This window comes from Vibrio sp. J2-4 (assembly GCF_021728155.1).
Taxonomy (GTDB): Bacteria; Pseudomonadota; Gammaproteobacteria; order Enterobacterales; family Vibrionaceae; genus Vibrio; species Vibrio diabolicus.
In genome coordinates, this window is record NZ_JAKKCN010000003.1 from 196,706 (window position 1) to 210,935 (window position 14,230).

Below are 14,230 nucleotides of genomic sequence, written 5' to 3' on the forward strand. Positions count from 1 at the left end.
CCAACAACATGGTGACGACCGAAACAAGGTTAAAATGGTGGTTACTTTTGTGCTGACGTGTAGAGGAAGCTTTGAGTCGATGAGGATGATCTATTCCAAGTACACCCGCTCATTTTTGCACAGCATCCCCTGTTGATTTTCCTGTAAAACCCTCAATCGGCGGGGTACTGATTACGGCTTCGCGTATGGACTATAATTTCTCTTTGTACTCTGACTCTTAATTTGAGTCATCTAAGTATTAATGGGATAACTCCATGTTGAAGTCGCATTGTTTTTCTCTCGTTACACTCGCTTCTCTGAGCTTGCTTTCTATATCCGGCGTTTGGAGTAGAACAGCAATCGTGTTACCTGGGTTGCATGAACAGGGTGTTGATCTTCAAGATAAGCCTATCTCTGCTGCCGCTGCACTTGAATGGGAGTTGGATAATGCCGATATCGTGTTTGGAGCTTACAGAAATAAGAGTGATAACGAGCGTGTAAAAGCGCTTGGTTACATGTACAACCAAAAGCTGGAACTTAACTCAGGTTGGCTGGAAAACGATATACGTAACCAAGCAGAACTGAATGGAGTTGACTACGAAGATTTCTTTCTCCACTTTTCTGAAGACACTATCATCGCAGAGGTTGACTCAAGCCATGGTGAAAATACCTTACTCAATCGAAAACCGATGATCGTTGGCTATACGGCTAGCGATGACCACGCCGGTTTTTGGCTATATCAACCACCGCCATGGGATGCTGATGTATTCGGTCAGGCAAATAATGGTGGTGCCCTCTATGTTTATCACTCAGAGAAGTTCGACCGCTTAACCCTTACGTTTTCCCAGTTTGCTCAAGGTGGCAACTTCATAATTGAATACCCTTCTGCCATCGATTCATTCGGTCTGGTAACAGAATGGAAAAACTTCGCAATTAAAAAAGCAAGACTGAGAACATGACTAAAAACCAAACGGTAAACTGGTCTGTTCCTTCGGATTGGGTTCGCGCTACGACACACGATGGTAGCGGACAAACCTATGGTGGCGGTCAGTATTTTGGGTCCACTTTTTTACGCGACGGCGGCCGCCTTTACGTTGCGAAAATTACTTGGCATGACGACAACATAGAAAACCGCCCACGCCTCGAAAACATTCAACTCAAAGATAGCTTCCCTGTCGTCAATGTCTCAGGAGCACCAACGGAGACACCTGAAGGTCAAACCATTCAGCGCTGGCGACAAATTCGAGGTTTTGACAAATCAGCCGATCGAAACCAAGATAATTATCTTTCTTGGCAAGAGTTCAAGAGCCGCTCAAATAAGAATGCAACGGCACGATTTCGTTGGGAGTCACGCGTTATTCCATTTGGTCGCATGTGGAATCAAACCTCTTCTTGGGCATTGACTAATCTCGGCAATCCCGATTTTGTCAATACAAAGCGCCACTATTATCAAGCTGAATGGGCGAAACAAGGTTTAAACGGTGCGTACAACGACGATACGAATAAGTTACTCGGAGAAAATCAGTTCTACGTTTATTCCGGTGGTACGGTGGATGAGCTTGGTTTGGTGGCGGGAAGCCAAGCCGCTGATGATGCATACAAAGCGCAATTCTCGGCGTTCTTAAACAAATTGGCGACGCTGGATGCGGATGCGTTAATTGGCCTCAACATAGGCGCGGCCAACTTATTCGGTCGTAACGGCCAAAACCACTTGGTTGGTGCTGGCTCCTTGTACTTGCGCGAGCACTACCTTTTCCCTTCTACCGGCTTTAGTGGCTATGCTGGCTTGGCTAAATTTTGGGATAACTCTGCACTCGCCAAAGTTGGCCAGAAAGTGATTTATCAAGCGACAACGCGTTATGGTCGCGTTCAATACTTTGGTAACACAGAAGACAATTGGAAACAGGACCAATACTCTGCACTAGCGGTGTTCTACTTAAACTATCACCCTGAGCGCAGTTACTTTAATCAGTGGAACAATGGCTACCTATATGGAAGCAATAACACCACCGTTAACAACTTCTGGAAGGCAGGCGTACCAAAGAATATTGCTTATCAACCTAGCACCTTGCTTGCCATCGATTTAGGTACGCCAGCCAATCAAATCCCAGATGGGTATCAGGCGACTCCGCTAATGATGTCCACCAGCACGCCCTATTCCGCCGATTACACGGTGATTGGAGATGCTTCTATGAGCAAAGTGGCTCATCCTGACTTGCCTAATGGCGCTATCGAATTGTTACCAACCCATACGTACTTTGCGTATCGCTCAGACGATACGGTAGTGATGCATGGCCCTACGGAGATGGTGTTAGCCCGAGAATTCACCAAAGGCCGAGTGCTGTATCGGACTGATTTCTTTGGCAAGAATATCGATTACTTCTCCTCACCGAAGATAACTATCGCACTTCCAGAGCCTATGCGACCTGTAGATCAAGACGGTAACATCGGCGACTATGTTTCTCACATTGAGATCGGCGGCTACGAAGGGGTGTTCTTGCTGTATTAACTCCCTTTCAACCACTCTCACTAAACGCTTCATAAATCGCCGTTTTTATGCTTAACGTCACTGAAAAAACCTTGTTCACTGAATCTTTATAAACCGATGTATATACTGAAGTAAATGACAACGACAAGGAAATTCAGTCACATGAAGACGACACCTTCACTGCTCTCTGTTCTGCTGCTATCGGTATTATCTACTCATGCAAATGCGGATGAATGCGGAAAAATAACCATCGCAGACATGAATTGGAATTCGGCCAGCTTAATGGCGCACATCGACCAATTTGTCTTAAATGAAGGCTACCAGTGCGATGCGGAATTGATCCCTGGTGATAGCGTTCCTACGGGCACCTCTATGATTGAAAAGGGACAACCTGACGTTGCGCCAGAGTTATGGACAAACGGCATTAAAGAAGCGCTTGATAAAGGCATTGCTGATAAACGCTTGCGCATCGCTGGTGAGTCGCTTGTCAATGGCGGTGAAGAAGGGTTTTGGGTTCCCGCCTATCTGGTAAAACAGTATCCAGAGCTCGCGACGATAGAAGGCGTCATTAAACACGCCAAGCTGTTTGAACACCCTGAGGATGATGACAAGTTCGCCTTTTATAGCTGCCCTGCTGGTTGGACATGCCAAATCACCTCCGGTCACTTGTTTAATGCATTAGGGTTAAGTGAGCACGGCTTTGAGATGGTTGACCCAGGCTCTGGCGCAGCATTAGCTGGCACCATCGCCAAAGCCTATGATCGCAAAATGCCTTGGTTTGGTTACTACTGGTCACCAACACCCGTATTGGGCAAGTATGATATGGTCAAAGTGGATTTTGGTAGCGGAACAGATTTGGAAGAGTATCGCAACTGTACCACCCAGCCTGATTGTACTTCTCCCAAAGTAACAATGTACCCACCTTCTCCAGTTCGCACAGTAACTACTGAGGCGTTTGCGAGCAAAGAACCCCAAGCATTTGCGTACTTGCAGAAACGCGGATTTACCAACGAGCAAATGAGTGAAATGCTGGCCTGGATGGAAGATAACTACGCGGATGGTGAAGAAGCGATGTTTTACTTCTTTAATACCTACCCTGACTTGTGGAAAGGTTGGGTATCTGAAGACGTAGCGGTGAGAATCGAAAAAGCGCTTTGATGATTAATACTTAAAGTGCCACAAATCATTTAACCTCCCATACCGTTTGAATAAACGGCATGGGAGACTAATCAACGATTCGTTAATACATGGTGTGACCATTCAATGTTTCTTTAGGAATCTCTTGCAGAGCGTCCCAATGTTCGACGATTTTCCCATTATGATCAAAACGAAAGAAATCCATCGTTACGTATTCAATATCATTAGGCCATGTTTGGTGAGTGTGTAGTGCCACCAGATTCCCTTCAGCAATAGCTCGCACAAACGTAATGTCTTTATCGGGATACTCATTTTGCATCCGCTCAAAATACTCGATAAAAGCCTCGGGGCCATTTCCGACTAATGGATTGTGCTGAATGTACTCATCGCCAACGTAGTCTTCAACTGCCTTTCTTGGGTTACCTCGATAGGCGGTTTCGTAAAACGCAATGGCATTTCTTTTGTTCTCTTGCAGGTCCATTTTTCTTCCCTATGTCGCTCTACTTGGTATTTAACGATAATCATAGTCTTAGAACCTAAGAAGTGACCGAACATCGCGCACAAAAAAGGCCGCTAAACCGCAGCCTTCATCACTTGAAACTTGGAATCGCTGTCCCTTCAGAGCTTAAACCACACCACCAGCGCCCTGCATGGAACGCTCACTGTTCTCCACTAGCAATGCGGTTGCGGTTTGTTTCAATGTTTCCCACTCTTGGTCTTCGACAAAAATACCATTTTGCCAAGAGGCTTGTTGCGTGTTGCTTAACTCATTGCCTTCAATGTGAATGGTGTATCCTTGTGCGCTTTTCTCGATATCGAAATCGTTCACAGAGAGTTCGATAACCATACTATGCAAATCCGTATCATGCCCATCAAACTGATCCGAGAAAAAGACTTCTGGCGCGATTCGTCCACGATTTAACACATAAAGCGTTCGCTTGGGACTAGAGCCATTGACCCATTGTGCACGGCACGCAATGCCTTTTGCAGAGAGCTTCAACAACTCACTAAAACCTAGCCACCGATTATGACACTGTTTCAATGTGATAGTAATCGACTTGCTGTTGATCATTTTCTCAAGTGCGAAATCCAACACGGCGGGTAAGTGGCACGCCACACTGCCATTGTGCAAATCCATCTCGATACTCGCTGACGTGTTGTTGGTCACCGATACAGCGCAGTCCGAATCTAACCCAAGAAACAGGCTGGCGTTATTAAAGTGACGCACCCCGTGCAAGCCAACCATTTGCAAGTCCGCCACCATGTTCGCAATGACATCCGCCTCACCACAGTGACGGCGCATGCCAAGAAATGCCTTATTAACCGCGGCCACCAATTCGTTGTGAGAGACGATCATAATGCAAATCCTCCGTTGATTTTTAGATTGTCACTTTGCGCAATTTCTTCTCGTTCCGGCATGCTTGGGAAAATCCATGTGTCCGCCAGTTTAGGATCGTGAATTTCATCTAACAGCGGCGCACCTTGGAAGAAAGTTACTCGAACCCAACGATCCGAGCGCGGATCAAACTTAGTCGCACCAAAGATCGCCAACTTACAGCGCAATAAGTGCATTGGCAGTGCATCTTGGCGTAGCACGTTCATTTGAATATCACCCATTGCTCGGTTGCCTAACGTCCATACGCGACGTGTGATCGAACGGTAAGTCGGATTTTGCAACAGAAACTCTGCTACGGACATTTCTTCATCACAACCAAGCAAGGCGTGGTACAAGCGATTCACTTGTCTGCCGATATCAAGCGGCAGCTCTTTTTCTTCTCCTACTTCCTCCCCACGAACACCAAGCCTTGGTTCTTCTTTGTCTTGTGAACGATACCAGAACCAGTAGTTGTTCTCGGCTAGTGAGTAATCCGCATTAATCGCCCAGCGGTATTTGCTTTGCAGCACCTCAAGTAAATCTTGGATCTTTTTCCCGCCCGGAATCGATAACGTTTCATCCGTATTCATTTGGCTAGCAAATTCATCCACTAAAGATGGGTAGAGTTCGATCAAGCAAGAGGTGAGGATTTCTTGGGCTTCCACACTCATTGTTTTCTTATGCTCGACCAAACTCGCCCAGTTCGGATGTAATGCCATTAACGTTGTTAGCTCCGATAGCAGTTGTTTGATGTCTGCTATCGCTTGATGATTGAGCCTGTCTTGATGTTCATTGATGGTGATGACTTGCTCTAAATGACGCTGTGCTTTTTGAAGCAATCCTTGCAAAGGAGCATGGAACGACGCTTCACACGGCATCGCAAAGACTCGCGCTACCGCACGTTCGCGAGAGGTCATCCATTGGTCAACGATGCACGGGTGATTAATCAAGTATGGAGCCATGCCCAAGCCAGTCGCATTGCCGACACCAAGGTAGCGCTGCAAGCCACGATGCAAAGCCACCGCGTTGTCGCCTCCTTGCTGAAGTGCCAGGTAGTGCACCCAATCCAGGCTGAATTCACGCAACATATATACGGCACACATTTGCGCACTAAAAGACTGGCTGAAATCTGGGTTATTCTCTAACAGTTTGAAATCGGCGATACCAAACTTTCCGTTACCATACACAGCAGTGGTACGAAGGATATACCCCACTTCCGCCAACTCTTTTGGCTCGGGCTGCTTGCCTTGAGAAAGAGCGCTAACAATGTGCTCAAACACGCGCACGCTTTTGTTTGCGCGAGCCAGAACAAGTACGTTGTTTGGATTACGTCCCGCTTCTTGCAGCGGTACATTTGCTCGCAATCTTTCCAACAAAGTAACATCAACATCGCCTTGAACCAGTGCGAATGTGACGTCCCACTTTTCAGCAATGACGCGGTCATTACGCTCGTCATCAGCAATTTCATCACAGAACACCACCAAATGATAAACGTGCTCTAGCGTGGTCAATTTGTAAATAACGTGACCATAACCACGCGGACAAAGTTGCCACTCATGCTTGGTTACTTGCCAATTTTGGCTTGCCATATTACGAATCAGACTACGAACAAAGCTGATTCGGTTTTGGTGCATTGCGCCAAGCCTTTCGGCTGCCATGACAATCGCTGCATCGCGCATAGTTGCTTCCGTATAAGTAGAACGATGTGCATCCATTTTGCTCACCACCTATTTGTTATTGTAAGAATACTAGGGTTTGTGCGGATGCAGGAGGAAAACACCCGCACAAGCTCCACGTTGTTTGAATTAGATAATTGTTATAGCCCTTGCTCTTTCGCCATTTTGATTGCGATTTGCGGTGCATTCCAAAGTGACGGCAACAGAATCAGCGAAACCGGAACCGCGGTAATCACAATGAAAGATTGCAGTGCAGAGATGCCGCCAGAGCCAAGCGAAATCAGGATCAGAGCTGTTACACCCATCATTACGCCCCAGAAGGTACGGATGATCGCATTCGGCTCCGTTTCACCACTGATCACGACACTGATTGTGTAGGTCATTGAGTCGCCCGTCGTGACGATGAAGATCGTGGTTAAAATCAGAAATAGAATTGAAGTCAGCATTGGCATTGGTAGTTGCTGAGTCACCGCAAGCAAAGCACCTGGCAAGTTAAAGCCTTCAAACGCCGCACTCACACTACCCGGCTCAGCAATTTCAAACGCAAGGCCAGAGCCGCCTACAATCGTGAACCAAAAACAGGTGGTGAGCGGAGCCACAATACTGATGGTTGAAATAACTTGGCGAATAGTGCGACCACGAGAAATACGCGCAATAAAGATTGCCATCATCGGACCATAACCAAGGAACCAGCCCCAGAAAAATACTGTCCACCAGCTTAGCCAACCCTCGTCACCGCGATAGGTCGCCATTGGGATAAAGTTATCCAGCATGCTACCTACGCCTTGAATGTATCCGTTAAAGATAAAGTTCGTCGGACCAAAAAGCAGAATGTAAACCATCAATGCCATGGCCAGAATCACGTTATAACGACTAAGCAGTTGCATGCCTCGGCTTAATCCGCTGAGCGCAGACAAGGTGTAGAGCGCAATCGCAAATAAAATGATGATGAGCTGAGTGGTAAAGCCATCAGGAATATCAAACAGTGCATTTAACGCATAGCTAACCTGCAAGCCGAGAAACCCAATTGGGCCGATGGTGCCCGCGGCTACCGCGATAATGCAGCACGCATCAATCAATGCACCGAGCTGGCCTTTAAGCGCTCGTTCGCCCAACACTGGATAAAGCAAAATACGGGGTTTTAGTGGCAAACCTTTGTCGTAATGCAGGTGCATCACCACGATAGAAGTTAAGCTACCGACAATCGCCCAAGCCAAAAAGCCCCAGTGCATAAAGGATTGCGACAACGCATTCACCGCACCTTGCTGCGGGTTATCTTGCGCGCCGTATAGAGGAGGTGGGCTAACATAATGCGCGATAGGCTCAGCCGCAGCCCAGAAAACGCCACCACCAGCCAATAAGGTACAGAAAATAATCGCCATCCAGCGGAAAGAATCCATTTCTGGTTTCGCAATCCCGCCCAACATCACCTTGCCTGTTCGCCCTGCAGCCAAGCCAAGACCAATAAGAAAAGTGAGAAGCAGCAGTAACTGCCAGTAAGGACCAAACACCTGAACTGCCCAGCCAAAGCCGGCGTTAACGATCGTAGATAACAACTCGCCGTCATAAAGTGCAATAGCAACGAACAACGCGATAAAACCACCGCTATACCAAAAGGCCGGGTTATTCAGTCCTAATTTGTCCGTCGTGTTTTCTGTTGTTGATGTGTTGTGTGTTGCTTTTGACTTGCCCGATGACACGCTCATCGTGGAAGCTTTCATGCTATTGGTTAAATCAGACATACTCTGGCTCCAGAGGTTCTTTGCAGCTGCCAAAGACTGGCTACAAATGTGAGTTTTACGCCTGCCGTATTGTTGTTATGTAGGCAGGCGGTTCCTAATTTTGGGTGTACTATGAAATAGGCTCTAATCCTTCTTTGAGGAAGTTAAACCAGTTTTCACCCAATATTTTTCCTGCCTCAGATTCACTGAATCCGTGACACATTAATCCGTTGTAGATGTTCTCCATCCCTGCACTGCCGCAGAACCATGGCAGCGCATCTGGCCATCCCGAGTTACTTGCCGAACCTTCGCCGTAATCCATCGCTTTTGACCAACGACCGTTGCGCATCCACTCCAACACTTGTTGCGGCTGGTTTAAGCACAAATCGCTACCGATACCTAAATGGTCAACGCCAAACATGTCTGCGGTTTTCGCAACCATCTGGCAGAAATCATCCAGCGTGCACTGGCTGCCATTTGGCAAATGGAACGGATATAAACTGAATCCAATCAAACCACCGCGCTCCGTCAGTGCTTTGATCACGGTGTTGGACTTGTTGCGCAGTGCGTCATGCGCAAATGTCGGGTTAGCATGGCTGATACAAATTGGACGCGAAGAGAGCTCGATAGCTTCCAACGTTGAACGCTCTGCGCTGTGGGACATATCAATGATCATCCCGACTCGGTTCATCTCTTCAATCGCTTGTTTACCAAAGCGAGTTACGCCGGAATCGTTTTGTTCGTAACAACCTGTCGCCAGTAAGCTTTGGTTGTTGTAGGTCAGTTGCATGATCAGCAGACCTTGGCGGCGCATCACTTCAATCAGACCAATTTCATCATCAATCGGTGAGCAATTCTGCGCGCCGAAGAAGATGCCGACTTTGCCTTCTGCTTTGGCTTTTTCTACATCTGCCATTGAATAAATAGGCATGATGAGGTCCGCATTTTGCTCGAAGCGCAAGTTCCATTCAGCAAAACGCGTTAAGGTTTCGCGCGCAGTTTCGTGGTAGACGATGGTGGCATGAACGGCGGTAATGCCACTCGCCTTAAGCGTTTGGAAATACTCTCGATCCCAATTGCAGTACTGCAATCCGTCAATCACAATCCGTTGTTGGTACATAACCACTCCTTAAACAATTTCTTAGCCTTTTCGTGCGGGCAACTGACACCATCAGTTACCCTGCCGATCTTAATAAGGACGCTGATAAGCGGTTTTCACTACGGTGTAGAACTCTTTGGCGTACTGACCTTGCTCACGAGGACCAAAGCTAGATTCTTTACGGCCACCAAATGGGACGTGATAATCTGTACCCGCAGTTGGCAAGTTAACCATGACGCAGCCCGTTTGGACTTGCTGTTTGAAGATCGCGCTATTGCGCAGGCTTTGCGTAATAATGCCGCCTGTCAGGCCAAAGCGCGTATCGTTCGCGACCGCAATTGCCTCATCCAGATCAGAAACGCGAATCACGCTTGCCATTGGTGCAAAGACTTCTTCTTGGTTCACTTCCCAGCTGTTTTGTGTGTTCAAGAACAGGGTTGGTGACATGTAGTACCCGTCATGCTCTAGGCTCAGACGCTCGCCACCAAAAGCCAGCTCTGCGCCCGCTTGGCGAGCGTTTTCGATCCACTCAAAGTTCGCATTCAGCTGGTTACCATCAACAACAGGACCCATGAATACGCCCTCTTCCAGTGCGTGACCCACTTTAAGTTCGCTCATGCGTTTGATTAGCGCTTCAACATACGCGTCGTGAATTCCGTCCATAACCACAAGACGAGAAGACGCGGTACATTTTTGACCTGCACCCGAGAATGAGCCTGCGATTGTGGCTTCAACGGCAATTTGAATGTCTGCATCATCTGCCACTACGAGCGCGTTTTTGCTGCCCATCTCTAGCTGACAACGCACAAAGTTTGGTGCCGTTGCCGCCGCTACTTTACGGCCTGTGTCCACAGAACCAGTGAAGCTCACGCCGTTCACGTCTTTCGAATTGATAAGGGTATTACCGACTTGCGAACCGCTACCCAAAACGAGGTTAAACGTGCCAGCAGGTAAACCTTGGCGATGGATAATCTCAGTCAGTGCAACGGCACTTGCTGGAGTTAGGTTGGCAGGCTTCCAGACGACACTGTTGCCAAACGCAAGTGCTGGCGCGATTTTCCAAGCCGCTGTTGCTGTTGGGAAGTTCCAAGGAGAGATAATGGCGATAACGCCGACTGCTTCGCGAGTAACTTCAACGGAGACACCTGGACGGACGGAAGCAGCGTTATCGCCAATTTGACGCAGTACCTCAGCAGCAAAATATTGGAAGAATTGGCCAGCACGGTAAATCTCACCTCGACCTTCAGCAAATGGCTTGCCTTCTTCACGCGAAAGCAAGGTGCCCAATTCGTCACATCGTGCAATGAGCTCATCACCAATCGCTTGCAGCACTGCTTGTTTACGCTCGATTGGTGTTTTTTCCCAATCTGGCTGCGCTGATTTAGCCGCTTGAATCGCTTGCTCTACTTGCGACACACTCGCTTGTGCGAAATCGCCTATGTTTTCGCTGATATCAGAAGGGTTAATATTGGCGATGGTGTCCATGCCCGATTGCCATTCACCTGCTATGTAGAGGGATTTTTCTGCTTGAACATTGTTAATAAAAGTCATGGTTCTTTCCTTGTTCTTCCGATTTGTGATGGCAAGCCACCCACTCACTGATCTCAATTATTCTTGTTGGATTTATTCTGGTTGGCTTGCCGACGCGTAGACGACAAACTCCACCAACATTTCTTCTCGTGCTAATCCTGCAACCACCATGGCGGCGCGATTTGGGTACGGCGCTTCAAAATATTCCGCGTACACTTGGTTAACGGTTTTTAAGTATTCTCTGTCGGTCACGTAAATCAGGACCTGCAATACAGAGTCCAAAGACTCCCCTGCACACTCCAGGGTGTGAATGAGATTGTTAAAGGTTTGACGTGTTTGTGCTTCGATGCCGCCTTCCACAACCGCGCCTGTGTCATCAATAGGAATTTGAGCCGTATACAGGGTTCCGTTGTTGACTATCGCCCATTCAAGCGGCGCTTTAGAAGCAAATAGACTGGTTTTAACTGGGTGTTTTTTAGTAGGAGTATTCACGTGCCTTTCAACCTTTGTAACAGCTTTGTTTCAATATAGTTAAATGATGCACATTGACAGGCGATAAATCTAACGGTAAATTTTTTACATTTGATAAATAAAACTTATCACCTCATTGAGAATAACGTAAATAAAGGGATTAAGAGGCATTAGGGATGAGTATTAAGCTTCAACAATTAATGCATTTTGTGATGGTAGTCGAGGAAGGTGGGTTTCGAGCCGCTTCACATCGTGCAAATCGATCTCAGGCTGCGCTCTCCACGTCGATAAAAGAGCTAGAGAAAATGCTAGGACAAACGCTGTTTGAGCCCGGCAACAAAACCAAATTAACGCCTTTTGGTGAGATTTGTTTGCCCAAGGTGGTTCAGTTTCTCAATATCTACAGTGCGCTGGACAACGATCTCAAAGCTGCCGCGGCCGGACAGCAAGGGAGAGTGCGAATTGCGAGCGTTCCTTCTGTTGCAGCGAAACTCATCCCGAGCGTGTTGGGTGCCTTTTGCGAGCAGTATCCAAATGTAGAAGTAAGCTTGATCGATGATAACGCGGCGGGCGTCGAGGCTCGCTTACTCTCCGGTGAAGTCGACTTGGCGCTCGGTAACCCCTCTCACCTTGATGAGGGCGGCATTGACTTTACACCGCTGTTGTCCGACCCCATTGGCGTGGTGTGTTTAAAAGATAACCCGATTGCCAATAAAACAGAGGGAATCGAGTGGCAAACTTTGCTCGAACAACCTTTTATTCGTAACGGCACCTGTACGCTTCTCGATCCAACCCCAGCCAGAGCACTGAGTGAGCAAGCGCTCTATTCGGTCGAGAATATCACTTCGCTGTTTTCTGTCTTAGAACTTGGGATTGGTGTCACGACCCTACCGAAGCTTGCTTTCCCAACCAATGAAACACGCTTGGTTTGGATCCCGCTTATCGATCCACCGCTTGAAAGGCAAATTGGTATCTTTGCGTTGACCGACCGCACGATCTCGCCTCAAGCAAAAGCGTTTCATGATTTGTGTGTACGTTATCTAAACTATCAAGATGAAGAGACGTAGTTCGAAGGTTTTAGCTAACAGTGGCTCCATTAGATTTTAGAGCCACTGTTATTTGATATTAAGTGACAGCTCCCGTCATATGAAATGACGACGCTCTTATTGCAATTATTCTGGCTTGATATTCTGATTCATTCTGAACAAGTTATTTGGATCAAACTTCTTCTTCACTGCTTGTAAACGCGCAAAGGTTGGACCATAGGCAGACTCTGTACGTTCAGCTTCGTCTTGTGTAAGGAAATTGATATACGCTCCGCCACTCGCATAGGGCTTAGTCTTGGCAAAAAATTCCCTTGCCCAGCTGATGCAAGCTTCATCATCTTCTGCTAAATCCCATCTTCCATGCACATTTAACACATAGTTTGCATCACGGCTGGAATAAGCCATAGACTCGGGCTCAGGTCTAGAGGCAGCGCAGCCAAGAGAGGCGATAAAAATCTCACACTGAGGCGATGGTAACTTACCTGCGTATTCTATCGCCGCATCAATCACACCTTCGCTTAGCGAGTTAAAATTGTGCGATTTCCAATAGTTACGTGCGCCCGGAGTAAGCAATGGATCAAACGCTTGCTGCCACGCCGCAAATGGCTGTACACCAACATGCTCACCATGTGCATCACCAAACTCTCTCAACGGTGCAATTAACTTCTCACCTTCAGCCGGGTCACCCGCATAACATATCGCGAGCACAACCACTTCTTTACCGTGAACGCTTTCAGGTAAAAATGGGAGTGGCGGCGCTCTCCGACTCACCATCCAGACACTTAGATCATCAGGGGCCGACTCAGTGAATTTCGCAAACTGGGTGATAATGGATTTCGCTTGCTCAAATGGAAAGACAATGAGACCACTTAACACCTCTGGACCGACAGGATGTAGCTGGAATTCAAAACGCGTAACGATACCAAAGTTACCGCCGCCCCCACGTAACGCCCAGAATAAATCGGCATTTTCTGTCTCATTCGCGAGCAGTTGACGACCATCTGCAGTTACGACATTTGCAGAGACCAAATTGTCTATCGTCATACCATATTTTCGGCTCAACCAACCAAAACCACCGCCAAGCGTTAACCCCGCAATTCCCGTGGTTGAATTAATGCCGACAGGCGTTGCTAATCCATATTTTTGTGTGGCCTCATCGACATCAGCCAACGTACAGCCAGGTTCAACGAAAGCCCTTCTTTCGCTTTCATCCACTTGAACATGATTCAAAAGTGACAAGTCGATCATCACACCATGATCGCAAACCGCATTGCCCGCAATATTATGCCCGCCACCTCGGACCGAAAGTAGCTGATTGTTATCCCGAGCAAAGTTAACCGCCATCACGACATCATCGGCAGACTTGCAGCGAGCGATAACACCGGGACTGCGATCTATCATACCATTCCAGATTTGACGAACTTCGTCGTACGTAGGATCTCCGGGCAAAACAACATCACCCTGAAATTGATTTTTAAAGTGTTCAATGGTTGCATTTTCTAGACTATTCATATTAGTTGCCTCTCACGTTTTACATGAGGCTTGCAAAGCACAATGCAACGACAAGCTAATACAAGTCCCTCACAATTAAACGTGACGTTTGAGTAGCTATTTTCAGAAAATAAACAAGGCCCCACATTAACTATACCGTAGGGTCACAAATTCCCTTACTCTCTTGGGTTCGATAAAGCTGAAACACAGTTATAAA

At 47.3% G+C, this 14,230-nt stretch carries 10 protein-coding genes and 1 pseudogene; 3 read left to right on the forward strand and 8 right to left on the reverse strand.

Annotation, left to right across the window (positions count from 1 at the left end):
• Positions 1–254: 254 nt before the first annotated feature.
• Together L3V32_RS11095 and L3V32_RS11100 are read left to right on the forward strand one after the other, a co-directional pair.
• Positions 255–2,488, forward strand: a pseudogene (locus L3V32_RS11095) (hypothetical protein).
• Between the two features lie 141 nt (positions 2,489–2,629).
• On the forward strand, positions 2,630–3,625 hold the full coding sequence (locus L3V32_RS11100) for an ABC transporter substrate-binding protein (protein WP_237284288.1): 996 nt from the start codon (positions 2,630–2,632) through the stop codon (positions 3,623–3,625).
• Positions 3,626–3,707: 82 nt separating this feature from the next.
• On the opposite strand, the gene L3V32_RS11105 is transcribed toward L3V32_RS11100, so the two are convergent.
• The 7 genes from L3V32_RS11105 to L3V32_RS11135 all read right to left on the reverse strand — a co-directional run bounded on the left by L3V32_RS11105 (position 3,708) and on the right by L3V32_RS11135 (position 11,497).
• Positions 3,708–4,085, reverse strand: a complete 378-nt coding sequence (locus L3V32_RS11105) for a nuclear transport factor 2 family protein (protein ID WP_031777276.1) — start codon at positions 4,083–4,085, stop codon at positions 3,708–3,710.
• Positions 4,086–4,229: 144 nt separating this feature from the next.
• Positions 4,230–4,961 carry a DUF3726 domain-containing protein gene (locus L3V32_RS11110; RefSeq protein WP_237284289.1) on the reverse strand — a complete coding sequence of 244 codons (732 nt, stop codon included), beginning with the start codon at positions 4,959–4,961 and terminating at the stop codon, positions 4,230–4,232.
• The gene (locus L3V32_RS11115; protein WP_237284290.1) at positions 4,958–6,694 is read right to left on the reverse strand and encodes a hypothetical protein; all 1,737 of its coding nucleotides are present in this window, start codon (positions 6,692–6,694) and stop codon (positions 4,958–4,960) included. Before L3V32_RS11115 ends, L3V32_RS11110 begins: the two co-directional genes overlap by 4 nt.
• Positions 6,695–6,795: 101 nt before the next feature.
• Positions 6,796–8,397 (reverse strand): BCCT family transporter, encoded by a 1,602-nt coding sequence (locus L3V32_RS11120; RefSeq protein WP_006742452.1) that lies wholly within the window; start codon positions 8,395–8,397, stop codon positions 6,796–6,798.
• Between the two features lie 109 nt (positions 8,398–8,506).
• The gene (locus L3V32_RS11125; protein ID WP_237284291.1) at positions 8,507–9,496 is read right to left on the reverse strand and encodes a membrane dipeptidase; all 990 of its coding nucleotides are present in this window, start codon (positions 9,494–9,496) and stop codon (positions 8,507–8,509) included.
• 69 nt (positions 9,497–9,565) lie between these two features.
• Positions 9,566–11,026 (reverse strand): aldehyde dehydrogenase family protein, encoded by a 1,461-nt coding sequence (locus tag L3V32_RS11130; RefSeq protein WP_237284292.1) that lies wholly within the window; start codon positions 11,024–11,026, stop codon positions 9,566–9,568.
• A gap of 72 nt (positions 11,027–11,098) precedes the next feature.
• On the reverse strand, positions 11,099–11,497 hold the full coding sequence (locus L3V32_RS11135) for a RidA family protein (RefSeq protein ID WP_005375789.1): 399 nt from the start codon (positions 11,495–11,497) through the stop codon (positions 11,099–11,101).
• Between the two features lie 155 nt (positions 11,498–11,652).
• On the opposite strand from L3V32_RS11135, the gene L3V32_RS11140 reads away from it, so the two are divergent.
• Entirely contained in the window at positions 11,653–12,543 is an 891-nt protein-coding gene (locus tag L3V32_RS11140; protein ID WP_237284293.1) for a LysR family transcriptional regulator, read from the forward strand.
• A 105-nt stretch (positions 12,544–12,648) separates the two neighbouring features.
• Here the strand turns inward: L3V32_RS11140 and L3V32_RS11145 are convergent, their stop codons facing one another.
• Entirely contained in the window at positions 12,649–14,034 is a 1,386-nt protein-coding gene (locus tag L3V32_RS11145) for an FAD-binding oxidoreductase (protein ID WP_237284294.1), read from the reverse strand.
• Between the last annotated feature and the right edge of the window lie 196 nt (positions 14,035–14,230).